Genomic DNA, 24936 nt, shown 5'->3' on the forward strand with positions numbered 1-24936 from the left:
GCCTACTCCCGCACAATCCGCAGTGTTGAGGTGCGGTTAAGGCGAGGGCGCACTAAGGTCAAGGCAAAATCGGCACAACGCCCGCGATACAGGCGCTTCAGAGCGAACTTGAGGAGGCTGAAAGCAAACTCTGCGCAGGGAAAGTTACGCGGCCGTCCGCGAGGCTGGCAATTTTCGCTGTCTGCTTCAATGCCCAGATGGTCAGATCGGGGAGGGTCAGCGGTTTGCTGATCAGGTAACCCTGAAAATGATCGCAGCCGGCGGCCGTCAGCATCACAAGCTTCTCGGGGGTGTCGACCCCTTCGCCAACCACGGTCATGCCCTGCGCGTGGCAAAGGGCGACCATAGCCTTCAGGGCCGGCAAGGATCCCTCGTTTGCAAGGTTTTGCACCAGTGCCCGGTCAAGCTTGATGGTGTCGGCGGTGTATTCGATGATCTGCTGCACGGAGGTATAGCCGGCACCGAAATCATCGATTGAGATCCGGAAGCCGCGTTCGCGCAGGGTCTCGATATTCCGGTGCAACTGATCGCCAAGCTTGACGGCATAGGTTTCCGTCAGTTCGATCTCGATGGTGCGCGCATCCAGCCCGTGCCGCGCCACGCAGTCGGAGAAATAATCGCTGATCGATTTGGAATGCAGTTCCGCCGACGAGATGTTGATCGCAAGGATGGTTTCCGGCCCAAACAGCTGCTTCAGCCTATTGTGTTCCGACATCGCCCGGTTGATCACCCACCAGTCGATCTTGGTGAACAGGCCGGTGCTTTCGGCGATCGGCACGAATTCGTCGGGCGTGATGTTGCCAAGCGTCGGCGACAACCAGCGCAGCAGCGCCTCGCACCCGATCACCTTGCCGCCACTATTGACGATCGGCATGTAGACGAGGTGAAACTGCTCGTCGGGATCGACCAGCCGCAATTCTTCCTGGATATGGCGGATGCGGTCGCGCTTGTCCTGCAGTTCCCGCGAGAAGCGCGACGAGCGGTTCTTGCCGTTGGTCTTTGCCTGATACATCGCCGCATCGGCATTGGAGATCAGTTCGGCAAGGTTGGTGGCATCCGTCGGGCAGATGGCGACGCCGATGCTTGCCGTGACCGGATAATATTTGCCGCGTACTTCGAAACCGTTGGAAAACAGCGCAAGGATCGCGGCGCACATTTCCCGGATCGTGCCGTCACCGGGCTTTGATTGTGCGAGAACCGCAAATTCGTCGCCAGACAGGCGGGCAAACACGGCCGGCGCCATCCGCCGGCGCGTGGCGATGCCGCTGATTGCGGCCTCGATGCGCAGTGCCAGCGTTTTCAACAGGTCGTCACCGACATCGTGACCATATTTGTCGTTGACGAACTTGAAGTGATCGATGTCGATGAACAGAAGGCTGCAATGGCCGGCCTGCGTAGTGACGTGATGGATGACATCCGCGGCAAGCATGTTGAAATGGGCACGATTGCTGATGCCGGTCAGTGTATCGGTCCAGGACGCCTGCTGCACCAGTTTCAAGGCGCGCTGCGATTGATCGTGCAATTGCTTGATATTGCCGGTCAACCGGCCGATTTCGCCTTCGGCGCCGGTTTCCCTGATGTCTTCGTTCTCACCGCTCATCACCGCTGTCACCTGCCGGTCGAGAACCGAAATCGGGTTGGTGATGAACCGTCGGATCAGCGCGATCATCAGGCCGACGGAGACAAAGCTCATCACTAGCGCGCCAAAAATCAGCAGCAGTTTCAGCTGCTCCATATTGCCGGAGCCGCTGGATGGGGGGACCGTCAGTGTGGCAAACAAGGAAGGTGCCATTCGAACGGATGCGGAAACGCCGCCGTGTGGCTGCGCCTGCGGCGCGGTATCGAAACTGAGATCGGTTTCATATTCGTGCTGCAGGGCGCGCTGCATGCTGAGGAACTGTGTCGGCTCAATCGCCACCTGAACTAAAAGCGCGTCTGCCTTTGCGCTCGGCAGTGGGCGGCTGAAGGTGACGGGGTCGATGAACTCCGAGTAGACGATCAGCTGGCGTGTCTCGGCATCGTGCAGAAAAGTCCAGTCGCGCAACTGGCTGCCGCCGGCGAGCCGGTTTGCCAAGGCAAATTGCGGCGCACCGATCTCGGCGAACGGATCATCGCTGTTCTCAAAATAATAGCCCGGTGTCAGGTCGGGGTTGAGAATGGCGAAAGAGATGAATTTCTTCGGATCGTCGGACAGCGAGCGCACACTCTGCTGCAGCCGCAGGCCCAGCGCGTTGTTGCGGTAGGCCTCATCCGGCTCTGAGACGAACAGGCGGACGGCGTTGCCTTCGAGGATCGAATAGAGAAAGCCCCGGCTCTGACTGACCTCGTTGCGGAACAACGCGGCCATATGGTCGAGCTGTTGCGAAAGCCGCGTCCGCTCCAGAGCCAGAACGGAATGACCCTGGACAAAATAGACCGACAGAGCGGCGAGCAGATAGCCCGCCAGAACGACCGGAAAGATCAGGAAAAATGCGCGTTTGCCAAGTGTCACTGGAAGTTTGCCATTGAGCTGATGATGCGCCGGCGTGTCTGGATCGATTGGATCGACAATTCCTTCTGGTATTGGCTTTTCGCCAGGATGTCGGCCGGCGGATATATTTCCTGATCGGACCGCATCGCGGCCGGGATCAGTTCGAGCGCGGTTTCGCTGGCGGTGGGCATTGCCAGCATCTCGGCGTTGTCAGCCGCACTTTGCGGCGAGCCGATGAAATCGACCAGCTGCAGCGCAAGCGCCTTGCGTGGTGAGGCGGCGGTAACCGCCATGCAATCGAGCCAGGAAAGAGTGCCTTCCTTCGGAACCGCGTAGCGCCAGATGCCGGGTGTGCCGGCCTTGTCGTTGAGCACGTGCTGATCGCCGCTATAGGCCAGTGCCATATAGATATTCTTGCCGTTTTCAGGGCTCTGGATCGAGGTGATCACATAATCATAGGTGAGAACGAACGGCGCCTGCTTCTTCATGACCTCGAAGGCGGCTTTCAGCGTCTCGTTATCGTTGGCGTTGATGGATTTACCCAGCATCGCCAATGGCGCGACGAAGGCCTCGTTGTGATCGTCATACATGGCGATATGTTTGGACAGGGCCGGATCAGGCGACATCAGGTCGTGCCATGACGTCGGCGTCGTCTTGACCATGTCTGACCGGTAGGCGATGCCCATCGTGCCCCAGAGATAGGGCATGGCATAGCCGGCGCAGCGGGATGTCCACTCCGGCTTGTAGTCTTTCATCGCAGCGACGTTCTTGTCCGACATCGGCTCGAGCACGCCGCGCTTGCCAAACAGCTCGGCGCCGTTTTCGCCGATAACGGCTATGTCGATATTGCTGCTCGGATCGGAAAGCACCTCATCGCGGGCGTCGCCACTGTCATAATAGACCTGGTGCACGCCAACGCCGGTCTTCTCGGTCCAGCGATCGAGGATCTTCTGGTCGATATAGGATTCCCAGATCAACAGGTTCAGCGTTTCCGCGTGCACGGGCGCTGACGCGATCGATACGCCGAGCGCGGTGGAAGCGGCAATTAACGTGTTGCGCATCGAATTCACCCCGATAGTCCCCGGGCCGAACCTTAGCGCTCAATGCTTGATGAATACTTACAATGGAATGCGCTGGTTGCAATTGGGTTGAAATGCCACTGACTGGAATCCGTTGTCAAAAAGGGGCATTTCGCTGTTGCGGTTGATGAGGGACGCGCCGCCCCTCATCAAATCGTCGCGTATTCTTACCGGTGGCTCGGAAGCTTCGGCAGGAAGATCGTCAAGAGGCCCAGCAGCGGCAGGTAAGAGCAAAGCGTATAGACGAACTCGATACCGTTGCGATCGGCAAAGACGCCGAGAACCGCAGCGCCGATGCCACCGAAACCGAAGGCAAAGCCGAAGAACATGCCGGCAATCAGGCCGACGCGGCCCGGCACCAGTTCCTGCGCGAACACCACGATGGCCGAGAATGCCGAGGAGAAGATGAAGCCGATGATAACCACCAGTGCTGCCGTCCAGAACAGGTTGGCATAGGGCAACAGCAGCGCGAAGGGGATGACGCCGAGGATCGAGAACCAGATGACGAAGCGTGCGCCGAAACGGTCGCCGATCGGTCCGCCGAAGATCACGCCTGCTGCCGATGCGCCGAGGAACAGGAACAGCAGCATCTGCGCTTCCTGAACGCCGACGCCGAACTTCTCGATGGTGAAGAAGGTGAAGTAGCTGGACAGGCTGGAGAGATAGGCGTTTTTCGTCGCCGTCAGGATGACGAGAACGATCAGTGTCCAGATGACCTGATTGCGCGGCAGCGGCAAGGTGCGGCTGACGGGTTTGCGGCCGGCTGAACTGCGGCGGTGACGGGTGTACCAGACGCTGACCCAGGACAGGACCATGAAACCGGCCAGTGCAATGACGGAGAACCAGCTCAGGCTCCCCTGTCCCTGCGGAATGACGATGAAGGCGGCCAGCAACGGGCCGATTGCCGTGCCGGTATTGCCGCCGACCTGGAACAGCGACTGGGCAAGACCATGGCGGCCGCCCGAGGCAAGCCGCGCCACGCGCGATGCTTCCGGATGGAAAATCGCCGAGCCGATGCCGATCAGGCAGGCGCCGATGACCAGCACATAGAAATGGTGGGCATTGGCAAGCGTGATCAGGCCAGCGCAAGTCGACAGCATCGCAGCCGGCAGCGAAAACGGCATTGGCCAGCGGTCGGTGACGACGCCGATGGCAGGCTGCAGCAGCGACGCCGTGACCTGGAATGCGAAGGTCAGAAGGCCGATCTGCACGAAATCGAGCGCATAGTTTTCCTTCAGCAGCGGATAGAGCGAGGTCAGCAGCGACTGCATGATATCGTTCAGCATGTGGCAAAAGCTGACGGCCACGATGACGGAGACCGCAGTCTTTTCCGGGCTGATGCCTGTGGGTGATGTGATGCTCGCCATGCTGTCTTCCTCGCCGGACAAATATTGTAAGTAAGAATATGCGCTGTCTCTACATCGCTTGATGTTGGCCTGCTTTTGTGGTCTGGTCGCATTCTTTCGTGAGTGGGCCAAATGCAGAAATACGACACGAAATCGGGCGATCCTGCCGGCGATGATACCCATCTTGAGAACCTGCGATGGATCGATCTCAACGATGATCCCATCACGGCGCTCGGCCGGCGCTATCAGGCCGGCTCGCGCGGACTGCCGCACAGCCATACCAAGACGCAGCTCTGGTGTGCCCGCCGGGGTGTCGTGCTGGTCAATACCGCCAGTGGACGCTGGATGATCCCGCCCGGTCACGGCTTGCTCATTCCCGCCGGTCTCGAGCATTTCAGCGAGATGATCAGCGATGTCGAAATGCACTCGATCTATGCTGATCCCTCGGTGATATCAGCAGATCAGCCGCGTGTGCTGGAAGTGACGCCGCTTGCCTCCAGCCTGATGGAGGAACTGGTGATGTCGCAGGAGAAGCCGCTGACCCCGCGCCGCAAACGGTTGATCATCGAGCTTCTGCTGGACGAAATCAGCCAGTTGCCGGAGCGGCCGCTCGGGCTGCCGTTTCCAGTTGATGCACGGCTTGGGCGGTTATGCCGGCATTTTCTCAAATCACCGGACGCCAACGCTGGCATTGACGAATGGGCGAGTGGTCTGGGAATGAGCCGCCGCTCCTTTACCCGGCTGTTTCGTGCCGAAACCGGCGTCAGTTTCGTCACCTGGCGCCAGCAGGCCTGTATTTTCGCCTCGTTGCCGCGTCTGGCCGAAGGCGAACCGGTAACCAATGTCGCGCTCGATGCTGGTTATGAAAACATCGCCGCCTTCACCACGATGTTCCGGCGGATGCTGGGGAGTTCGCCCAGTACCTATCTGAAATCGCGGATGTCCTGATCGTAGACGGGTTTGACGCCCGGTTTCGTAATGTTCGGGTGAAAATACATTCCAAATCGGCGTTTTCCGGCCGGATTTTCCGGCAGATTTCACTCTGTGGATTTGTCTAAGCGGCTGTAATCTATAATCATCCCCACTGAAACAGCAGTGCCGCATGGAAAATAATGGCTGAAATCTCCTGGTTAACGAGATGGTAGTGAGGCGGGCCTATAACCGCCGGGAAACGAACCGTTCTTATGTGTGTGGAGTTCTGACGTGTTCAACCGATCCTTGTTTGCCCTTTCGGCCGGGCTGTTTTTTGCCGCCTCCTTTTCCGCCCAGGCGCAGGAGCGCCGGCATTTCTGGTCCGGCGACTGGTATTTGAAAGTCGGCGCGACCGGCTTTATCGGCGCGAAATATGATGGCTCATCCGATCGTCTTTTCCAGGCAGCGCCGTTGATTTCGCTTGGCCGTGCCGGTAGCACGGTGCGGTTTTCATCGCGCAACGACAATCCGGCCTTTGCCTTCGTCGACAAAGGGGCCTTTCGCGCCGGTGTTGTCGGCAAGCTGATCTTCGAGCGGGATGGCGATACGTCTTCCGATCTCAAGGGCCTCGATCCCGTCCGCTTCGGCGGCGAACTCGGTGGTTTTGCCGAGGTCTATCCGACCGACTGGCTGCGCATCCGCGCCGAGTTACGCCAGGGTATCCGCAGCCATCACGGTCTCGTTGCCGATGTCGCGGCCGACGGGTTCGTCGATGTCAGCGATAATGTGCGTATCTCGGCCGGTCCACGCCTGTCGGCCGCCACCAGCGACTATTTTGATGCCTATTACGGTGTCAACTCTTCGGAAGCGGCAAAGTCCGGCTATTCGAAATACAAGCCGTCCGGCGGCCTGAACTCGATCGGCGCGGGCGCTGCCATCACCTGGCAGGCCACCGAAAAAATCGAAGCCAGCGCTTTTGCCGAATACAAGCGGCTGATGGGTCCGGCGGCAGACTCGAGCCTCGTCAAGGAAGGCGGTAGCCGCAACCAGTTCCTGGTTGGCCTCGCCGCCACCTACCGTTTCGATTTCACGCTGGAATAGTCACCGGCTTGCCCGTGCGGCGGTCTGTCGGCTTGACCGGCGGCCGCTGCCGCTGCAAACAAACGGCATGAACACTCGTCCAGCCGATTCCGGGCGCGTCCACGATGCGCCGTCCAACAACTGGGTTTACCGCGTGCTGCCAAGGCCGCTCTGGCCCTATGCGCAGCTTGCCCGCTGGGACAGGCCGATCGGCTGGCAATTGCTGATGTGGCCCTGTTTCTGGTCGGCAGCACTGGCGGCCAATGCGGCAGCCCTGGCTGGCACGTTTTCGCCGGGCCGTTTCGTCTGGTACCTCATCCTGTTCTTCATCGGCGCTGTCGCCATGCGCGGCGCCGGCTGCACCTATAATGATATTGTCGACCACGACATCGACATGGAAGTGGCGCGTACCCGCTCTCGGCCTTTGCCGTCCGGGCGTGTCACCCGGTTGCAGGCCAAGATCTTCATGGTGCTGCAGGCGCTCGCCGGTCTGATCGTGCTGTTGCAGTTCAATGACTTTTCGATTTTCCTCGGCGTCTTCTCGCTGGTCTTCGTCGCCGTCTATCCCTTCGCCAAGCGTTTTACCGACTGGCCGCAGTTCTTTCTGGGCCTTGCCTTTTCCTGGGGCGCGATCATGGGCTGGTCGGCGGAGTTCGGAACGATCAGCTTAGCATCGATCGTGCTATATGCCGCCGCCATCGCCTGGACGATCGGGTACGATACGATTTATGCCTATCAGGACAGGGAAGACGACGAACTGATCGGCGTGCGCTCGACCGCGCGGCGGTTCGGCGAGCGCCCGCGCCCGTGGCTCTTTGCTCTTTATGGACTGACGATCCTGCTGCTGTTTGTCTCGTTTGCATTGGCGGGTGCCGGACTGCTTGCCTATGCCGGCCTGTTGGTCGCAGCCGTTTTGCTGTTTTATCAGATCCTGGTTCTCGATATTCACGATGCCGCTCAGTGCCTGACCCTGTTCAAGTTCAACAACGTTGTTGGATTGATCCTATTTGCCAGCCTATGCGCCGCACTGCTGGTTCGGGTGGCATAAAAAAACCCTCCGGATGGCCGGAGGGCAGGGTTCATGTCGGTCGATATTCACTGGCCAACGCTTTTCAGTGCCAAGGGACCGGGCTTAAAAGCCTCAAGCCCAGCTCATTTCCTTGTTCCGGTTCTTCTTTGTCCGGGTAAAGCGGGTGGAAAAGGCGGCAATCGCCGCGAAGATGAATGTGCGCATGATCTGTCTCCTTCTCGTGCCGGCAATGTGCTATTTGCCTGTGGCATCAAAAAGGCGTTTCCAAGGTTTTCCAAAGGCTCGATAAGGCTTTGAAAAAACAAGCAAAAAACCGACTGCAGGGACAGCCGGTCTTTTGCACTGGAGGAAGGCTCGGAGATTGTGTCGGAAATCAGTTGCGGGCGATGATTTCGCGGCCGTCGATCTTCATGTTGACACCCAGGCTGCCGGTGGCGCGCCGCATCAGGAAGCGCGGGCGGCGGTCGTTAAACAGCGAGTGGCGGCGGCGTGGCTTGATATCGCGGGTCCGGACTTCGCCGAGATGATCTTCCAACGGGCGGGCGACGCCATCGGCTTCGACCATCAGCATCGGGATCCGGTAGGCTTCCGACCAGGTGCGCCAATCGGCGGCGATGTCGGCAAGATCGTGGGCGACCAGAAGCGGGATGCAGAGATCCGGGTCGTCATGATGCAGTTCAAGCGTCACGGTCACTTCTCCGTCTCCATGGTCAATGGCGCGGGCGGCAACACCCTTGAAGGCGCGGGCCGGCAGCGCAATCGATAGTGGCAAGCCGCTGGATGGCAGAACCTTGCGCAGAACCGCTCCACGCTCATCCAGGCTTATGGTGACATTGCTGGACTGTCCGTGCAAGGTGTAGCTTGCCTGCTGGGGAAAGCGTTTCGGATCCATGCGCAGTGTGGTTTCAACCCAAGCCGGTTGTGAAAGTGTCTTCAGCATTTCAATCGCCCTTGTTTTCCTTGAGAGCCGGTTCCCGGTCTTCTCGTCGGGACTTTTCGTCCTCTGTGAGCCAAGGATAGGCGGGCCGGGTTTGAGACCACTTAAAAATCGCAGTTAAAAAACTTTGCATTTCCTGATGGTTAGCAAAGGCCAACGCAGCAGGGTTTCTGAAATCTGAAGAAAATCGTCCGCATTTTGCCGGCCCTTCGATCCCGCGCCGCCGGGTTGAGGAAAAGCCACGCACAAGCATGACCAGCGATTGTATCGCTGATTATGGCCGCACTGCGCGGCATTGCGTCCATCCGGACGCCTTAGCGTCGGGCAATTTCAGACGATCGGCAGAGCGGCAATGGTTTCCACATACATCGACTACAATCTCCTCACGCGCGACATGAAGACGAGCCTTCAGCGCACGTCGCAGCAGACGCTGGTCGCCCGCGAAACCGAGTATTACAAGGCCAATATCGGCAATGTCACCTCGATCGACGAGTTTCTCGGTGACTACCGGCTCTATGCCTATGCCATGAAGGCGCATGGCCTTGAAGACATGACTTATGCCAAGGCCTTCATGCGAAAGGTGCTGGAGAGCGACCTCAGCGACGATAACAGCTACGCCAATATGCTGACGGACGAGCGCTACCAAAATTTCGCGAGAGCGTTCAGCTTCTCCCAGTCGACCGAGGTGGTCCAAAGTGATGCACAGGAAGACGCGCTGATCGGTCTGTATAACCGCAGCGTCTCCAACGTCGATACGCGGATGGCCGAGGAGACGCGCTACTACGACACAATGCTCGACAAGATTACCAACGTCGATCAGTTCCTGCAGAACGACAGATTACGATCCTACGCGTTCCGGGTGTTCGGCGTTGACGAGAAATATTTCAATTATGAACAGGTGCGCGGTGCGCTGGTCAGCGATCCCAACGATCCGAATAGCTATTATGGCATAAATTTTGCGCCCAAGCTGGCGGCTGCAGAGGCGACCAGTGCGTCATCGAAGCAGGCGCTTTCAGCTCTGACGAGCCGGGGCCTGTCGCAGGCGCGCATCACCCAGATCGATGCCCTGCTGGCGCTTCCCGAGACATCGGATGAAGACAAGGTGAAGTTGCAGACCGAAAAAACCACCCTGACGAACAACATCACCACGATCAACAACGCATTCCCGGAAATGACCAGCAATATCGACGCCTATGCCGGCGTCCAGGCTGAAATCGCTGGCCTTCAGGCACAGATGGCCCAGCCGGATATCACCGAGGCAGAACGGGCTGCGTTTCAGGCGCAGATCGAACAGCGGCAGACTGCGCTGAAGACCATGAAAAGCGCGAGTTTCTATTCTGCCGATTTGAATGCCAAGGTTTCAGAGAGTTCTGCAACGATCGCGCAACTCGCCGTCTTCAAGGATCTGGCCTTGATGTATGATTTCGCGGCGGATGGCTCCGTACCTGCCGGTGGAAGCGCGCAGGCGGCAGACAGCCGTAAGGCGACCATGGAAGTATATGCCTACAAGGCGCCGCGCGCCACGACATCGGTCGCCCTGCTGCACAAGTCCTATTACGAGGATAAGATCGGAACCATTACGACGGTTGCGCAGATCAAGGGTGATAGCCGGCTCTATTCCTACATCCTCACAGCCTTCGGTCTGCCATCCAGCTCCACGGTTGCGACACTCGAAAGCATCCTGACCAGCGACCCGAACGACCCGACGAGCTTTGTGAATACCAAGGGGGGGGAATTCAACGTCAACTATAAGGAGTTGAGGGCAGCCTTCAATTTCAAGACTGACGGAACACTGGCGGCTGGCGATAAACCGCAGACGGCGGCGCAGACCAAAGTGACGTCCGATTACTACATGGTGCGCTACAACGATGCCGACGAGGCTGCCGATCAGACCCTGATCAATTCCTTCAAGAACCTGATGAAGATCGTCTCCAACGTCGACGATCTGCTCTCCGACACCAAGATCATGAAACTGGCGCTGACCGCCGTTGGCCTCGAAAACGAGGGCGACACGGTGCGCAAGATGAAGAAGGTACTGACCAGCGATCTCACCGATCCGAAAAGCTATGTCTATACGCTGAAGGACGACCGGTATCTTCAGCTGGCAAAGGCGTTCAACTTCAATGCGGACGGGTCGGCCGGCGTACCGATGCTGGCGCAGGCCGAATCCGAAATCCTCAACACCGCCAAATCCTATGTCATCGAAAAGAGCCGTTTCGCCACGGACGATGAAAAGACCAAGGCGACTGCGGAAGCGAAATATTACAGTGCCGAAGTCGAAAAGATCAAATCGCTCGACGATCTCCTGTCCAACCGGCGCCTGGTTGATTTCGTGCTCGTCGCTGCCAAGCTCGATCCGGAAACGGTGACCACCGACTATCTGCGCAAGATGTTTGAATCCGATCCCAACGACCCGAACAGCTTCATCAACAAAGAGCCGAACACGACGATCTACAAGGAGCTTGTCGCCTCCTACAACTTCGATAACAAGGGCGATCTGGTTCGGCCGGACCTTGGCATCCAGACCAAGCGTGGCCTGCTTGAGACTGAAGACCTTTACCTCAATCAGACCCTTGAGCAGCAAAAGGGTGAGGACAATGCCGGTGTACGCCTTGCGCTGTATTTCCGGCGGCAGGCGACCGGCATCAACACGGCTTACGATCTTTTGGCTGACAGCGCTCTGCTGCAGGTTATCCAGACGACGTTCAGCATCCCCCAGGCGATGTCGGGGGCCGATGTCGATATACAATATGCCTATATCAACCGCCTGCTCGACGTGAAGGATCTGCAGGATCCGGCAAAGCTGGAAAAGCTGCTTATGCGCTTTACCGCACTCTATGATGTCGAGAACAATGTCGACGTGTCCGGTGCCCAGTTGATCCTGTCGGGCGGTGGCGGCGGCATCAGTGCCGACACGTTGTTCAGCCTGTCACAGTTGCGCATGGGAGGCTTCTAAACATTGGGCTGTCAAGCCTTTAGCACCTTGCCGGGGTTCATGATCCCGGCGGGATCGAAGGCGTGTTTGATCCGCTGCATCAGGTCGATCTCGATCGGCGAGCGCACCTCTGCCAGTTCGTCACGCTTCAGTTGACCAATGCCATGTTCGGCCGAGATCGAGCCGTTATACCGCAGCACGATGCCATGGACGATGGCGTTCATTTCGCGCCAGCGGCCGATGAACTGATCCTTGTCGGCACCGATCGGCTGCGAAATATTGTAATGAATGTTGCCGTCGCCCATGTGCCCGAACGAGCAAATGCGGGCACCCGGAATGGCTTTCATCACCGCAGCATCAGCCTCCGCCATGAATGCCGGAATGCTGGAGACCGGCACGGATACGTCGTGCTTGATCGATCCACCCTCGGGCTTTTGCGCCGGCGACATGCTTTCACGCATGTGCCAAAGGCTCTTGCGCTGCGCTTCGCTCGTGGCAACAACGGCATTCTCGATGAGGCCGCTGGCGATTTCGGTTTCGAGCAGCGCTGACATCATCCGTTCGGCGCTTTCGGCCGAATCCGAGGTCGAGATGTCGATCAGCGCATACCAGGCATGAACCGTCTCCATCGGATCGCGTACGCCTGGAATATGCTTTGCGGTGAATTCGACGCCGAGGCGCGGCATCAGTTCGAAACCTGTCAATGCCGGACCGCAGAGGCTGGAGGCCTTGTCGAACAGGCTGAGCGCATCCTCGACGCTTTTCAAGCCGGCAAAAGCGACCTGATGCCCGCGCGGCTGCGGAAACAGTTTCAACACCGCGCCAGTGATGATGCCAAGCGTGCCTTCCGCGCCGATGAAAAGGTCGCGCAGGTCGTAGCCGGTATTGTCCTTCTTTAGCCGCCGCAACCCGTCCCAGATTTCGCCGGTCGGCAAAACGACTTCGAGGCCAAGGCAGAGTTGCCGCATATTGCCATAGGCCAGCACGGCGGTGCCGCCGGCATTGGTCGAGAGATTGCCGCCAATCCGGCAGGAGCCCTCTGAGCCGAGCGACAGCGGAAACAGCCGGTCGTGCGCTTCCGCCGCCTTCTGGATATCGGCCAGAATGCAGCCGGCATCGGCGACGATGACATTGCCGACCGGATCGATATCGCGGATGCGGTTCAGCCGCTGCAGCGACAGGACGATATCGGCGGCCCCGGTGCGCGGGATCTGTCCCGCCACATGTCCGGTATTGCCACCCTGCGGCACGATTGCGACGCCGGTCTCGTTGGCAAGCTTGAGGATTTGCGAGACTTCTTCGACGCTGCCGGGCCTGAGCACCAGTGGCGCATCGCCCTTGTAGAGGCCGCGGGATTCGATGAGATAAGGCGCGATGTCGGCCTGATCTGTCAGCGCATTTGCGGCGCCAACAATGGCAGTGAAGCGGGCGATCAGATCGGTGGAGGGCAGGGCGTTGGTCATAGGGTCATTCCCGTGGGGCAGCAGCCCGTTCGATCCGGTCGAGGATTGCTTCGCCCAGACCCTCGTTGGGGATCGTGCCGAAGGCAATGGTTTTGGCGCCGGACGCATCGGCCTGTTTCATGAAGGCAAACAGATTGGCCGCGGCTTCCCGCAGGTTTGCTGACGGGCTGAGATCAAGGACGACGACGGCGTTCTCCTCGCCCGGCAAAGGCTTGCCGCCGAAGCGGATAAGCGCTTCACCGTCCTTGACGTCGGTAGCATTCAGCCGCACTGCCGCACCCGGCGCATAATGCGACGCCAGCATGCCCGGCGCTTCGATCACAGCGCCCGCCGTTTCCGGTCTTGCGACCTTCTTGCCGGTCAAGGCTTCAATATCGGCGATATCCAGGCCCCCTGGACGCAGCAGCCGGATTTCATCACCCTCGACCTTGATGATAGTCGATTCCAGCCCGATTTCGGCAGCACCTGCATCAAGGATCAATGCCAGCTTGTCGCCGAGATCGGCTTCGACATGGGCTGCACTGGTCGGGCTGATTTTGCCGGAGGTATTGGCGCTCGGTGCTGCCAGGGGCCTGCCAAAGCGCTTGATGACCTCTCGTGAAAAACCATCGGGCATGCGGATGCCAAGCGTATCGAGACCGGCGGAGGCCAGGGGATGCACGCTGCTTTCCGGTTTGATCGGCAGGATCAGCGTCAGCGGCCCCGGCCAGAAGGCCTCGGCCAGCTTTCGAGATAGGGGATCGATGGTGACGTGTGCCTCTACCATGGCAAAATCGGCGACATGGCAGATTAGCGGATTGAAGCGCGGGCGGCCCTTCATTTCATAGATGCGGCTGATCGCATCGGGATTGGTGGCGTCGGCCGCCAGCCCATAGACCGTCTCTGTCGGGATCGCGACCGGCAGGCCTTCACCGAGCGTTTCGCAGGCGACCGCCAAGGCGCGGTCCGGCTCGGTTCGTGTGTCTATGATCAGCGCCATCAAGCTTCCAAACGTCAATGCGCCCGTCTTTGAAAAGCCAGGCAGGCGCTCCGGGGTTTCCTTTACAGGGGGAAGCTGGACGTTGCCAAGCGCATTCGCTGGCGATCTGAAGAGTGGCATCACATGTGCCGCTTCGCGAAAGCCGGAATTAAGGTTTCCTAAAATGCGACAGGTCCGGTTAGCGGCAGAGAAAGCCAGCCATGTTAGCTGTCCGATCCTGCACTCAGCCGGAGCCCTTATGGCCAACAAGAAATCCATGCCGAACGACCTTGCCCTGCGGATCGCCACCGCCATGCACCAGATGGGCATCGATGCCATTCCGAGGAATTATGAACTTGTCTACGAGGCTTATGGCGGCGCCAATCCGGATCTGGTCCGCGAGTTCATCGCACTCGGCAAATACAAGTCGCAAACGGCGCTTGACGAACTTGGCCGCAAATATCTGCCGCATCATCACGAGGCGAGTGTGCTGGCGCGATCGACAACGATCGTGCGCGACGAGATGAGCAATTTCATGAACCTTCTGTCGCGGGAAAAGGACCAGCTTGATGATTATGGACGGTTGATCAGCGAGGCGACGAAAGCGCTGGTGGTGTCCGATGACGCAAGCCAGGCGGCGCTTGCCAATTCCATCCAGGCGCTGAAGCGGGCCACCGAACGGCAGGTGTCGCACAATGCCGAATTGGGAGAGAGCGTCATCGCGCAATCCACCGTCATCGCCGGTGTCCAGAAGGACCTTGCCGACTTCGAAGCGCGGAAATTCTCAGATACGGTCACCGGGCTTGCCAATCGCCGCGCCTTCAACAAGGCGCTCGCCAAGGTCTACGCCGATCCCGACCTGCCGCTTGCCTGCGGCATCGCCATTGCCGAACCCGATACCAGCCGGCGATTGTCCGGCGAACAGGCGGCCGCATTGGCGGAGCCGTTGGCCAAGCATATCGGCGGGATTATCCAGCAGGCGTTTCCGTCAAGCGAACTGGTCGCCCGTTTCGACGGCACCCGTTTCGGTTTTCTGGTTACCGCGGGCGAGGAGCGGGAGGTGGTGCGGCTTGTGGCGCTTTTGCGCTCGGCCTTGCGCGGCACGCATTTCAAACATCCGAAAACCGGCCGCGATCTCGGCTGCGTCACGCTTTCGGTCGGCATATGCATGTCGGATGATGCCAGCAACGCTTTCGATCTTGTCGGTACGGCGGAAAAGGCGCTCGGCAGGGCGCAGGGCAAGGGTGGAGACCAGACGATCGTTCATGGGGCCGAAAGCGAGCAGCCGCCCGGGCGCGACTGGCTGATCTACAAGCAGTGATCAGAGGCTGCCGATGATCTTGCGAAGCTGTTCGTTGCGGGCGCCAAGCAGAAGCACGTTCTTCAGTGCTTCCTTTGGGTCACGGGTGCGAAACAACAGCCCATTGTCGTGCACGGCGCGATTGACAGTCAGCTTGCCTGCCTCGGCATCCATCTCGGTTGCGACGGCAAAATACATCCGCGAATAACCGAGTTTGATCTTCTCGAAAAAGTGCTGGTCGTCGCCGATGTCGGAGAAGAAGTTGGCAATGTAGAACGACCAGCGGACGTCCTCGAACTTGGCGAATTTCGTCCGCGCTGCGGTGACGTGGCAGTAGCCGAGATGCGGGCTATCGGCGAGCGTGCGGTGAAACAGCAGTTTCGGGAAACGGATCGAGCGGTGGAAGCCGTTGATCCGGTCATGCGTCACGGTCCCGGCCGCTTCAAGCTTCTTGCCGGTGCGGGTGGCGACCTCCTGGTGGGTCAGATAGCGCTTTTCAGCGGCACTCCATTCCTGCTGGTGCCGGTTGATCCGCCCGGTGCGCAGGAATTCGGTATAGATCGCGGCCTTCGCCGCCGGAACCGGCTTCTTGACTGCGGCGGCATCGAAATATCTCAAGTTTGACATCGGCCTGTACCAAAATGCGCAGAATGCGGACGAAGCACTCCGGGGCGTAATCGCTCGTGAGATGACGCTAACGTGTTATGGTTAATGCAGTCTTGCCAAGCTTAAACCTTTTGCCGCGAAATATGCGCATGACTGCGCCAGTATTGGCGCTGTTCGATGTCGCAAAGAGGCCGCATTGCAGCCGATTGCCGAAGCGTTGCGCGGAAAACCGGGCTTTTGCTGAAAATTCAGAAGATCACGTTGTTTATGCTTATAAAATAGCCAGATGGACTGTGGTCTCAAGCAATATGTTGCGTGTCGTCTTTCTGGAATCGGATGTCGTTAATTGGCGGCTGTTTTTCCGGGCGTGAGGATTAGATGAAGACACTCAAGGTGCCGTCTTTATAGGGAAGGGCGGAGAATTGGGAAGCCGGTCGAAATCCGGCGCTGCCCCCGCAACGGTGGTGGAGCGAAACCTCGGCAAAAGGCCACTGGAGAAATCCGGGAAGGCGCCGGGATCGTCCGCAAGGACAGCTCCAGAGCCCGGAAACCAGCCTTGTGATGAAATTGATATCTGGGTTGCGGCGGGCAGCCGGAAGGAGAACCACTGTAACCACGCGCTCTCCCGGCGCGCCGGCGGTTCCTTTCCTGTATGCTGCAACTTTCAAAAAAGTTGGCGAGCACAAGGAAATGACCATGGATCTCCGCAGTGAAGTCCTCCGCACATTGAAGAACCGGCGCGATACACACAGCCTTGAACAGGCCTTCTACACCGATCCCGATCTCTACAGGCTCGATATGGAGGAGATCTGGTACAAGGACTGGCTGTTCATCGGCCATGACTGCGAAATCCCGAAATCCGGCAATTATTTCACCGTCCAGGTCGGCGAATATCCGGTCGTCATCGTCCGTGACCGCACCGGTACTGTGCGGGCGCTGCACAATTCCTGCCGCCATCGCGGTTCGCGCGTCTGCGCCGGTGCCAAGGGCTCGTCTGCCAAGCTCGTCTGTCCCTATCACCAGTGGACCTATGAGCTGGATGGCAAGCTGCTGTTCGCCCGCCAGATGGGCGAGGACTTCGACAAGAACCAGCATGGTCTGAAACCGATCCACTGCGAAACCATCGGCGGCTATATCTTTATCTGCCTCGCGGAAGAGGCGATGGATTTCCAGCCCGTGCGCGACATGGTGTCGTCCTATGTGACGCCCCACAATCTGAAAGACACCAAGGTCGCGTTTGAAAGCACGATCATCGAGAAGGGCAACTGGAAACTCGTCTGGGAAAACAACCGCGAGTGCTACCACTGCGCCGCAAACCACCCCGAACTTTGCCGCACCTATCCGGAAGCCCCAACAGCAACCGGCGTGCAGGGTGCCAAGGACGATCCGGTCATCGCCGCCCATTGGGCACATTGCGAAGCCTCAGGCCTGCCGAGCGAGTTCAAGATCGATCACAAAGGCCAGTTCCGCGTCGCCCGCATGCCGCTGATCGAAGGGGCTGAAAGCTACACCATGTCCGGCAAGCGCGCCGTCCAGCGCCAGCTGTCCGACGATGTCAGCCAGAGCCATATCGGCACGCTGTTGTTGTTCCACTATCCGAGCACCTGGAACCATGTGCTGGCCGATCACGCCATCACCTTCCGCGTCCTGCCGCTTGGCCCCGAACTCACCCAGGTGACGACCAAATGGCTGGTGCACAAGGATGCCGTCGAAGGCGTTGATTACAATATTGAAGAACTGACGCATGTCTGGACCGAGACCAACGACCAGGATCGCCAGATCGTCGAGGAAAATGCCTTCGGCATCCGCTCGCCCGCCTATCAGCCCGGCCCCTATTCGCCGGAACACGAAGGCGGCGTGATGCAGTTCGTCGAATGGTACACCAACTTCCTGGCGGACCGCCTGCAGGGCAGCTCCATCTCCACCCCTCTGGTTCGGGTCGCCTGACATGACGATTGCTTCATCCTTCCGGCACTTCGACGAGTTGCAGCCGTTTAATGACCGGCAGCAACTGCTGGAATGCATCTCCGTCACCGCCGAAGGGCCGGATGTGATGACCTTCGGCTTCAAGGCCGACAAAGACAGCTGGTTCCGCTATCTGCCAGGCCAGTTCGTCACGCTCGAACTGCCGGTGACGCCAGACGATCCGGTGATGCGCACCTACACGCTGTCCTCGACGCCATCGCGGCCGTTTTCGGTTGCCGTCACCGTCAAGGCGCAGGCATCGAGCATCGGCACACGCTGGATGTTCGACAACCTCAAGCCGGGTATGAAGCTGAAGGCCTTCGGCCCGCTCGGCGATTTCTCCTTCGTGCGTCATCCCGGCGAAAAATATCTGTTCATCTCGGCCGGTTCCGGCATCACGCCAATGATGTCGATGACCCGCTGGATGGCCGATTGCGCCCCGCAAACCGATGTTTCCTTCCTCTCCTGCGCCCGCCAGCCGGACGATCTGTTGTTCCGCGACGAGCTGGAAAACATCTCCCGTAACATGCCGAACCTCAATCTCGGTTTCATCGTCGAGACCCATGCGCCGCGTCACAGCTGGCACGGGCTGCGCGGCCGTATCGAGACGTCGAAGCTGGCGCTGCTGGCGCCGGATTTCCGCGAGCGTACCGTGTTCTGCTGCGGCCCCGAACCGTTCATGCGCGGCGTCAAATCAATGCTGGAAAGCGTCGGTTTCGACATGAACCGCTATCACGAGGAGAGCTTTCAGCCGGCCAATGCGCCCGATCCGGCAGAACTTGCCATTCGCGCTGGCGCTGGCGAAGCGGATGCGGCAGCGGTCTCCACCGTGACCTTCACCATGGCCGGCAAGGACGCCAAGTGTCAGCCCGGCCAGACCATCCTGCAGACGGCACGCTTGGCTGGCGTGCGCATCGGGGCTGCCTGCGAGGGCGGACTGTGCGGTACCTGCCGGGTGATGAAGATTTCCGGAGAAGTCGAGATGAACCACAACGGCGGTATCCTCGATGACGAAATCGACGAAGGCTACATTTTGGCATGCTGTTCGCGGCCGATCGGTGACGTACAGATCGAGGCGTGATGTGCCGGAATTGCCGGGCGGCTGACAGTTGCCCGGCATAGCCGCCCGCTACCTCCAGCAAACCGCAGCCCGGCAAAAGGGCATTCACCATCATAGGATGTTTCACGGTAGCAAGCTTCGCGTAAGTTGCGGGGCCTAGCCTCAAGGTGCAATCGATACGGGGCGTGACATATGCGAACCAAAGATCTGACTTATGAGCTTCTCCAAGCCTCGAAGATGAGCGCCGAACGCAGCGACAAGAAGATGCTTGTGTTCCTCATCGAGATGGCACTTCTGGAGGCGGAACTGTCGATGCCGCCAACCATAGATATCAAACGCGCCCATCCGGTCCACATTCCCCAGATACCCCGATCGGGAAAATCGCGTATCGACATCGGAAACACGTGAACCTGGCCGGATTGCCGCAACTGTGGTTCTACGATTCCGGTACGACCGGGCTCGCTACCGCCGTCGAGCGGCAGGCGGCAAACACGTCGAGCGCCGGATTGTAGACCTTGGTGACGACGTTCATCATCCCAAGCACGGTGTGGAACAGATTGTCGTGCGAGGTCGGCGCGTCGGCATAGGTCTGAAGGCAGCTTCGGTCGAGGCCCGTCAACTGGGCATACTGGTCGGAAAACCAGGCGATGAACGGCACATGTGTCTGCTCTGCGGGCGCAAACATGTAGGGCGCGCCATGCAGGAACAATCCGTTCTCGCCGAGCGATTCGCCATGATCCGACATATAGATCATCGCCCCATCGACAGTATCCTGATGCTTCTTCAGAAGCTTGATCACCTCGGAGAGATTGTGGTCGGTATAGAGGATCGAGTTGTCATAGGCGTTGACGATCTCTTCGCGCGAGCAATCGGAGAGCTGCGGTGTGCGGCAATCGGGCGTGAAGCGCCGAAACTCCTCCGGATAGCGCAGGTAGTAGGCCGGGCCGTGACTGCCGAGCTGGTGCAGCACGATGACGGTATTCTTGGTCAAGCCGCCAAGTTTTTCATCGAGCTTGCCGAGGAAAATGTCGTCCAGGCATCCGTCTTCCTTGCAGAGCGGGCTATCCTTCTGCTTGGTCAGGCTGGCAAAGTTGATGAGGTCGGCGATGCCCTTGCTGCCGGTATTGTTGTCCCACCAATAGCCGTCAACACCGGCGCGGCGCAAAACGTCCATCAGTGTATCGGTGGAGCGGGCCTTGCGGTCGGAATAGTCTTTTCTGCCATAGACTGAAAACATGCAGGGCAACGATACGGCCGTCGCGGTGCCGCAGCTGGTGGTTTTGGTGAAGTTGGTGACACCCAGCGTTTTCAGTTCCGGGTTGGTTTCCCTGTCATAGCCATTCAGGGAAAAGTTCATGGCCCGGGCGGTTTCGCCGGCGACGATAATGGTGACGACAGGTTTTTTCGCCTGTGCATACAGGGGACCGAGTTTGGCGTCTGTGCCGAGCGGTGCGCGGACGATGCCGATCTCACGATAGGCGCTGACCCCCAGACTGATCGCCGAGGTGAGGGCGGAAAATGGCGTCAGCTTGGCCATCATGTCGCGATGCTCGCGGATGTTCGAGGATATCCCCGAATAGTTCGAGAGGATCAGCCCGATGCACAAGGACAGGCAAATCGCAATAACCCCGACATTCACGAAGAATTTGCTGATGAAGGGACGATGTCTGATCCGGACCAAGCAGACCAGAACCGATGGCAGAATGCCGTAGAGGAGGATGTGCAGCAGAAACGTGCCGGTGATCAGAGGACCGGCCTCCTGCGGCGTCGTCACCACCGCGTTGCGGATCATTTCCTTGTCGATCACCACACCGAAGAAATCGGTGTAGTAGGAGGACATCGCCCCGGCGATCAGCAGGAAGACCAGAAACGGCTTGATCAGGTACTTGACCGAAAACAGCACCATACCCGCAAAGACCAGCAGGGCCACTGCCGCGACAAACGTGTAGAAGCCCAGATGGAAGCCGCCGAACACATAGAAGGCTTCGTTCCAGAACGTCAGGTTCTGGAGACACAGAATGAAGAGGGCGACCAACAGGCTCAGCGGTACGCTGCCCATGGTAGGCCGCTTGAGAGAGCGAAAATTCAACACAGGCTCCGGCAATCAAGGCAGGGATGGCAACACGTGCCTTCTCATGCGCTCATTGGCTGACAGCAGGCTGAACGTCTGTCGCGTAGCGTTTCGGTTGAAAACACTTGCAAATGCGCAGATGAAAGGCGCAGCCGTATCGCTTTGGTGTGCTGTGTAGGTTGAAGCTGCGGCGCTGTTCAGCGCCCCTGATCACTCTCAGAACAGAAAGTCACCGGCGTGCAGTGCCGCCATCTTGATGTTCTTCAGGAGAATGCTGTCGCCGTTCAGTCCATCGATATAGACGTCGCTGCCGACCTGTTTCATATGGTTCTGAACCAGGTCCTTGTAGTCGGTAATGCTGGCAAGGCCGGTCAGGTCGAGGATGTCGTGGTTTGAACCGGCAGCAGTAAAGTCGATAATCGTGTCCTTGCCGTCCTTGGTGGCAAAGACGAACTGGTCGGCCCCTGCACCACCGGTCAGGATGTCGGCACCGCCATGACCCCAGATGATGTCGTTACCAGCCTTGCCGTCGATGATGTTCTTGCCGCTGTTGCCGTGCAGCTGGTTGGCCAGCGCATTGCCGGTGCCGTTGATGGCTGCCGTGCCGTTCAGCGTCAGGTTCTCGAAATTGTTTCCGAGCGTGAAGGACACCGTTGTCTTGACGAGGTCGGTGCCACCACCGGCAGCCTCCGAGAGCTTGATCGTCGCATCGCTGATCACATAGACGTCGTTGCCCTTGCCGCCGTAGATCGTGCCGTTGACCTTGCCGCCGGTGCCGTCGAAATAATCGTTGCCATTGCCGAGGTTGATCGTGCCGGTAATGGTGCCCCGGTTGAACAGCGAATCGGCACTGTTGCCGCCCAGAAACGCGGTTCCGGCCGATTTGATCAGGCCGCCATTGTGCAGGGTCGCCTTGCTCGCACCGGAAAAATCGATGGTTGCAAGTGACGCGAGCGTACCGGTGATGGTGCCGTAATTGGTCACCGTTTCGCCTATGCCAGCCACCTTGATGCCGCCGGCGGCCGTGATCGTCTTGTTGTTGGTGATGATCGTATCGTCGGCGGACACGGAGATCGCGTAGCCGGAAGCCTTGATCAGGCCGTTATTGGTGATCTTGCCATCATCACCAGTCAGCGTGATGGCGTTCTTGAGGGCTGTAATCGTGCCGCTATTGGTGATGATCGCCACGGCGCCCGTTGCCAGGATGGCGCCGCCCTTTGTCGAGATGACCGCGCCGTCATTGGTAATCTTGGCATTGGCGCCGGAGGAGGCGATGGTTGTTCCAGAGGCGGTCGCGGTGCCGTGATTGGTCAAGATCGCTGATTTGCCGCTCGAAAAGATCGCCGATGCCTTGTCGGAGCGCAGCTCGCCATTGTTGGTCAACACTACTGACACGCCACTCAGCTGTACGGCATTCAGGGCGGCATGGGTGGTGCCATGATTGATGATGACGGCGCTGCTGCCGGATGAGGCGATGCCGATGCCAGCCGAGGATTCGATCAGGCCGGTATTGACGAGATGTGTTGCCTTCCCGGCTGCCGTGATCGCTGTCAGACGCGCAGCAACCGTGCCGTCATTGACGAGTTCCAGGCTGCCGCTGTCGATCTTCAGGCCGTAGTCCTTGCCGGAGATCTTTCCGGACTTGCTGACGACGAATTCGCTCTTGCTGTCGGCCACTGCCGTCGTGCCGAACTGGAAAGCGTAACCGGACGCCGAAAGCACCGTGCCGTTGACGTAGAAGTCGCGCGCCGTTGCCGTGCCGGTGGCCAGAATGGCAGTCGCAGAGGTGCTGAGCGTGATCCCCTTGTTCAGGATAAACACACTGTCCGTCTCAAGTACCGACACCGGCGTGGTGCGGTTGCTGCTGATCTCGATCTTTTTGGTCATCTGCCCATCATGTGCAGTGTCATTGCCTTGGTGTTACGGTCTCATACGGCAAAACGGGTAAACAGGGTCACCCCGGACACGGCATTTCCGCCCTTATGGTAAATTCACGGTGACACCGCAATGGCGATTTCTAGCGAACGCCGAGCGGAATTGATATTTTGGCGACCGATCCGGTTACAGTCATGTCAACGTCTATGCCGGCGCCCGAGAAGGATACCGCTTTGCCCGAGGCGATCAGCAGAGGCTTGTCGAACGGTTTTTCCGGTAGCAGTTCGCCTTTGGCCCAGACGGCCTTCAGCGCCTTTGCATCCATGGCCGCGACATTGACATCGATATCCGGGAGCGTTCCGGCGACGCGGTAAGGGCAGCGCTGCTTGCCGCAGTTGGGGCCGGCGGAAAATTGCCAGAGTGCATAATCATCCCAGTTTCCCATCGGAAAGACGTTGCGGATGCCGGGCTTGTAGCGGGCATACCACAGCGGCAGACGCGACAGGATCGGGAAGCGGTCGCGGTTGGCGGCGACATATCTGGCGGTGGTGTGATTGGTATAGAGGATCGGGTAACGGCCGGTGCGGGTCTTGATATGGCCGGCAAAAATGGCGGCGTCCTCGAGCGACATGTATTTTTCGGGATCGATGCCCTCGATGTCCAGCGCCATCAGTTCGTCGTCGCGCGGCTGGGCATAGTCGAGAAAGTGATTGGCCTGGTCGACAGGATTGCCGGGGCGGGCAAGATGGTAGGCTCCCCAGAGCAGGCCGCTAGCCCGGGCGATCAGACGGCGTGTCTGATAGAGTTCGCGGCTGACAGCGTATTTGCGCCACATCGTCTTGCAGTGCGCGACGGTGTCGCCGGCGTGATCGCCGGTGCAATCAAAGCTCTCCGGCAGGCCGTCGGATGCCTTGGAGATGAAGCCGGCAATGCGCTTGTCCGTCAGCATTGCATCCCAGTCGATGATGTTGAGTTCGTAGGCATCGATGACCAGTGCGTGGTCCGGTGATTTCCACGGCATGACATCGCGTGCCGATGTTACGTTCGGGATCAGCGCGACGCCGAGAAACGCGGCGAGGCGGAAAAACTTGCCCAATCCTATGCGCTGGCGCTTTTCCATCAGAAGAGGGTGCGGAAAGATGGTTAATGGAGGATTAAGACCGAGGGGCGATGATTGGAGCCATCTATGGTGGTCTATCGTCAATCCTCGGCATAACACGTCTGGCGCGTATTGCCTGGACGTGGTTAGTTGTGGTGGCCGTGGAACAAAGACCCCTGCAAATCGTTCCATCGCCAAGACAATATTGTCCGATAGCAATTGATGGAGGAGCCCCTATGGGTGTTTTCAAGTTAAAGGTGGCATCGCTCGCGTTGTCTGCCTTGTTGCTGGCAACGTCGTTTACGCCTTCGCAGGCCTTCACCCAGATCCCTATCCCGGTCAAGGCCGAACGGGCCAATGTTGAACCCGTGCAATATACCCGCCGTGGCGATGGCCAGTACAGGCCCCGCTACAACAACAGGCGTCACTACAACAATGATCGCAACGGCTATTATCGCCGGGGTGGATATTCCTATTACAACGGCCATCGTGGCTATGACCGCTACCGTCCCGGTTACCGCGAATATAACGGTCTGTGGTTCCCGCTCGGCGCGTTTGCCGCCGGTGCGATCATAGGCGGCGCGATTGCCCAGCCTCCCGTCCGCTACGGTGGCAGCCATGTCGAATGGTGCGCCAACCGCTATCGCAGCTATCGTGCCTACGACAATACCTACCAGCCGAACAATGGTCCGCGCCGGCAGTGCAATTCACCCTACTGACGTCACCAACTGACCAGCACGAACTTCAAGC

Annotated in this window: 20 protein-coding genes and 1 riboswitch; of the genes, 10 read left to right on the forward strand and 10 right to left on the reverse strand. The window is 58.8% G+C overall.

Annotated features, from left to right (window positions below; all coding sequences use genetic code 11):
• Positions 1–97: 97 nt before the first annotated feature.
• The 3 genes from ACQY8Q_RS17605 to ACQY8Q_RS17615 form a co-directional block, all read right to left on the reverse strand.
• Positions 98–2491 carry a putative bifunctional diguanylate cyclase/phosphodiesterase gene (locus ACQY8Q_RS17605; RefSeq protein WP_428427750.1) on the reverse strand — a complete coding sequence of 798 codons (2394 nt, stop codon included), beginning with the start codon at positions 2489–2491 and terminating at the stop codon, positions 98–100.
• Positions 2488–3531 (reverse strand): polyamine ABC transporter substrate-binding protein, encoded by a 1044-nt coding sequence (locus tag ACQY8Q_RS17610; protein WP_428427751.1) that lies wholly within the window; start codon positions 3529–3531, stop codon positions 2488–2490. The genes ACQY8Q_RS17605 and ACQY8Q_RS17610 overlap by 4 nt, the downstream gene beginning before the upstream one ends.
• Positions 3532–3716: 185 nt before the next feature.
• Complete coding sequence (locus tag ACQY8Q_RS17615; RefSeq protein WP_428427752.1) at positions 3717–4916, reverse strand: MFS transporter; 1200 nt, start codon at positions 4914–4916, stop codon at positions 3717–3719.
• Positions 4917–5027: 111 nt separating this feature from the next.
• On the opposite strand from ACQY8Q_RS17615, the gene ACQY8Q_RS17620 reads away from it, so the two are divergent.
• The 3 genes from ACQY8Q_RS17620 (at position 5028) to ubiA (ending at position 7935) form a co-directional block, all read left to right on the forward strand.
• Complete coding sequence (locus ACQY8Q_RS17620; protein ID WP_428427753.1) at positions 5028–5843, forward strand: AraC family transcriptional regulator; 816 nt, start codon at positions 5028–5030, stop codon at positions 5841–5843.
• Positions 5844–6113: 270 nt separating this feature from the next.
• Positions 6114–6908, forward strand: coding sequence for a MipA/OmpV family protein (locus ACQY8Q_RS17625; protein ID WP_428429811.1), 795 nt, complete (start codon positions 6114–6116; stop codon positions 6906–6908).
• A gap of 67 nt (positions 6909–6975) precedes the next feature.
• Positions 6976–7935 (forward strand): 4-hydroxybenzoate octaprenyltransferase, encoded by a 960-nt coding sequence (gene ubiA, locus ACQY8Q_RS17630; RefSeq protein WP_428427754.1) that lies wholly within the window; start codon positions 6976–6978, stop codon positions 7933–7935.
• A gap of 355 nt (positions 7936–8290) precedes the next feature.
• On the opposite strand, the gene ACQY8Q_RS17635 is transcribed toward ubiA, so the two are convergent.
• Positions 8291–8857, reverse strand: a complete 567-nt coding sequence (locus ACQY8Q_RS17635) for a DUF6101 family protein (RefSeq protein WP_037106261.1) — start codon at positions 8855–8857, stop codon at positions 8291–8293.
• 349 nt (positions 8858–9206) lie between these two features.
• On the opposite strand from ACQY8Q_RS17635, the gene ACQY8Q_RS17640 reads away from it, so the two are divergent.
• Entirely contained in the window at positions 9207–11810 is a 2604-nt protein-coding gene (locus ACQY8Q_RS17640) for a DUF1217 domain-containing protein (RefSeq protein ID WP_428427755.1), read from the forward strand.
• An 11-nt stretch (positions 11811–11821) separates the two neighbouring features.
• Here ACQY8Q_RS17640 and ACQY8Q_RS17645 read toward each other — a convergent pair whose 3' ends face one another.
• Positions 11822–13252: an FAD-binding oxidoreductase gene (locus ACQY8Q_RS17645; protein WP_428427756.1), complete on the reverse strand. Its 1431-nt coding sequence runs from the start codon at positions 13250–13252 to the stop codon at positions 11822–11824.
• 4 nt (positions 13253–13256) lie between these two features.
• Positions 13257–14231 (reverse strand): L-threonylcarbamoyladenylate synthase, encoded by a 975-nt coding sequence (locus ACQY8Q_RS17650; protein ID WP_428427757.1) that lies wholly within the window; start codon positions 14229–14231, stop codon positions 13257–13259.
• 238 nt (positions 14232–14469) lie between these two features.
• Here ACQY8Q_RS17650 and ACQY8Q_RS17655 point away from each other — a divergent pair, with 238 nt between their 5' ends.
• Positions 14470–15531, forward strand: a complete 1062-nt coding sequence (locus ACQY8Q_RS17655; RefSeq protein ID WP_428427758.1) for a diguanylate cyclase domain-containing protein — start codon at positions 14470–14472, stop codon at positions 15529–15531.
• Here ACQY8Q_RS17655 and ACQY8Q_RS17660 read toward each other — a convergent pair whose 3' ends face one another.
• The gene (locus ACQY8Q_RS17660) at positions 15532–16137 is read right to left on the reverse strand and encodes a DUF6656 family protein (RefSeq protein WP_113243100.1); all 606 of its coding nucleotides are present in this window, start codon (positions 16135–16137) and stop codon (positions 15532–15534) included. It abuts the gene before it with no gap.
• A 128-nt stretch (positions 16138–16265) separates the two neighbouring features.
• Between ACQY8Q_RS17660 and ACQY8Q_RS17665 the strand changes: the two genes are divergently transcribed.
• The 4 genes from ACQY8Q_RS17665 to ACQY8Q_RS17680 all read left to right on the forward strand — a co-directional run bounded on the left by ACQY8Q_RS17665 (position 16266) and on the right by ACQY8Q_RS17680 (position 19549).
• Positions 16266–16487, forward strand: coding sequence for a hypothetical protein (locus ACQY8Q_RS17665; RefSeq protein WP_428427759.1), 222 nt, complete (start codon positions 16266–16268; stop codon positions 16485–16487).
• 3 nt (positions 16488–16490) lie between these two features.
• A riboswitch (cobalamin riboswitch) is annotated at positions 16491–16689 on the forward strand.
• A gap of 123 nt (positions 16690–16812) precedes the next feature.
• A complete protein-coding gene (locus ACQY8Q_RS17670; RefSeq protein WP_428427760.1) occupies positions 16813–18063 on the forward strand; it encodes an aromatic ring-hydroxylating oxygenase subunit alpha in 1251 nt (416 codons plus the stop codon).
• 1 nt (position 18064) lies between these two features.
• A complete protein-coding gene (locus ACQY8Q_RS17675; RefSeq protein ID WP_428427761.1) occupies positions 18065–19162 on the forward strand; it encodes a 2Fe-2S iron-sulfur cluster-binding protein in 1098 nt (365 codons plus the stop codon).
• Between the two features lie 171 nt (positions 19163–19333).
• Complete coding sequence (locus ACQY8Q_RS17680; RefSeq protein WP_428427762.1) at positions 19334–19549, forward strand: hypothetical protein; 216 nt, start codon at positions 19334–19336, stop codon at positions 19547–19549.
• Between the two features lie 28 nt (positions 19550–19577).
• On the opposite strand, the gene ACQY8Q_RS17685 is transcribed toward ACQY8Q_RS17680, so the two are convergent.
• From ACQY8Q_RS17685 to ACQY8Q_RS17695, 3 genes are all read right to left on the reverse strand, one after another.
• A complete protein-coding gene (locus ACQY8Q_RS17685) occupies positions 19578–21200 on the reverse strand; it encodes a phosphoethanolamine transferase (RefSeq protein WP_428427763.1) in 1623 nt (540 codons plus the stop codon).
• A gap of 228 nt (positions 21201–21428) precedes the next feature.
• Positions 21429–23099 carry a hypothetical protein gene (locus ACQY8Q_RS17690; protein ID WP_428427764.1) on the reverse strand — a complete coding sequence of 557 codons (1671 nt, stop codon included), beginning with the start codon at positions 23097–23099 and terminating at the stop codon, positions 21429–21431.
• Positions 23100–23229: 130 nt separating this feature from the next.
• Positions 23230–24207 carry a glycoside hydrolase family 25 protein gene (locus tag ACQY8Q_RS17695; protein WP_428427765.1) on the reverse strand — a complete coding sequence of 326 codons (978 nt, stop codon included), beginning with the start codon at positions 24205–24207 and terminating at the stop codon, positions 23230–23232.
• Between the two features lie 215 nt (positions 24208–24422).
• Here ACQY8Q_RS17695 and ACQY8Q_RS17700 point away from each other — a divergent pair, with 215 nt between their 5' ends.
• A complete protein-coding gene (locus tag ACQY8Q_RS17700) occupies positions 24423–24905 on the forward strand; it encodes a BA14K family protein (protein WP_428427766.1) in 483 nt (160 codons plus the stop codon).
• The last annotated feature ends 31 nt before the right edge of the window (positions 24906–24936 follow it).

It is taken from the genome of Pararhizobium sp., from assembly GCF_965279435.1.
Classification (GTDB): domain Bacteria; phylum Pseudomonadota; class Alphaproteobacteria; order Rhizobiales; family Rhizobiaceae; genus Pararhizobium.

Coding starts and splice junctions, on each gene's coding strand:
- ACQY8Q_RS17645 (WP_428427756.1), bottom strand. CDS start 13,252: ATGACCAACGCCCTGCCCTCCACCGATCTGATCGCCCGCTTCACTGCC.
- ACQY8Q_RS17650 (WP_428427757.1), bottom strand. CDS start 14,231: ATGGCGCTGATCATAGACACACGAACCGAGCCGGACCGCGCCTTGGCG.
- ACQY8Q_RS17670 (WP_428427760.1), top strand. CDS start 16,813: ATGGATCTCCGCAGTGAAGTCCTCCGCACATTGAAGAACCGGCGCGAT.
- ACQY8Q_RS17640 (WP_428427755.1), top strand. CDS start 9,207: ATGGTTTCCACATACATCGACTACAATCTCCTCACGCGCGACATGAAG.
- ACQY8Q_RS17660 (WP_113243100.1), bottom strand. CDS start 16,137: ATGTCAAACTTGAGATATTTCGATGCCGCCGCAGTCAAGAAGCCGGTT.
- ACQY8Q_RS17655 (WP_428427758.1), top strand. CDS start 14,470: ATGGCCAACAAGAAATCCATGCCGAACGACCTTGCCCTGCGGATCGCC.
- ACQY8Q_RS17620 (WP_428427753.1), top strand. CDS start 5,028: ATGCAGAAATACGACACGAAATCGGGCGATCCTGCCGGCGATGATACC.
- ACQY8Q_RS17610 (WP_428427751.1), bottom strand. CDS start 3,531: ATGCGCAACACGTTAATTGCCGCTTCCACCGCGCTCGGCGTATCGATC.
- ACQY8Q_RS17635 (WP_037106261.1), bottom strand. CDS start 8,857: ATGCTGAAGACACTTTCACAACCGGCTTGGGTTGAAACCACACTGCGC.
- ACQY8Q_RS17665 (WP_428427759.1), top strand. CDS start 16,266: ATGACTGCGCCAGTATTGGCGCTGTTCGATGTCGCAAAGAGGCCGCAT.
- ACQY8Q_RS17690 (WP_428427764.1), bottom strand. CDS start 23,099: ATGACCAAAAAGATCGAGATCAGCAGCAACCGCACCACGCCGGTGTCG.
- ACQY8Q_RS17675 (WP_428427761.1), top strand. CDS start 18,065: ATGACGATTGCTTCATCCTTCCGGCACTTCGACGAGTTGCAGCCGTTT.
- ACQY8Q_RS17685 (WP_428427763.1), bottom strand. CDS start 21,200: ATGGGCAGCGTACCGCTGAGCCTGTTGGTCGCCCTCTTCATTCTGTGT.
- ACQY8Q_RS17695 (WP_428427765.1), bottom strand. CDS start 24,207: ATGGAAAAGCGCCAGCGCATAGGATTGGGCAAGTTTTTCCGCCTCGCC.
- ACQY8Q_RS17700 (WP_428427766.1), top strand. CDS start 24,423: ATGGGTGTTTTCAAGTTAAAGGTGGCATCGCTCGCGTTGTCTGCCTTG.
- ubiA (WP_428427754.1), top strand. CDS start 6,976: ATGAACACTCGTCCAGCCGATTCCGGGCGCGTCCACGATGCGCCGTCC.
- ACQY8Q_RS17615 (WP_428427752.1), bottom strand. CDS start 4,916: ATGGCGAGCATCACATCACCCACAGGCATCAGCCCGGAAAAGACTGCG.
- ACQY8Q_RS17680 (WP_428427762.1), top strand. CDS start 19,334: ATGCGAACCAAAGATCTGACTTATGAGCTTCTCCAAGCCTCGAAGATG.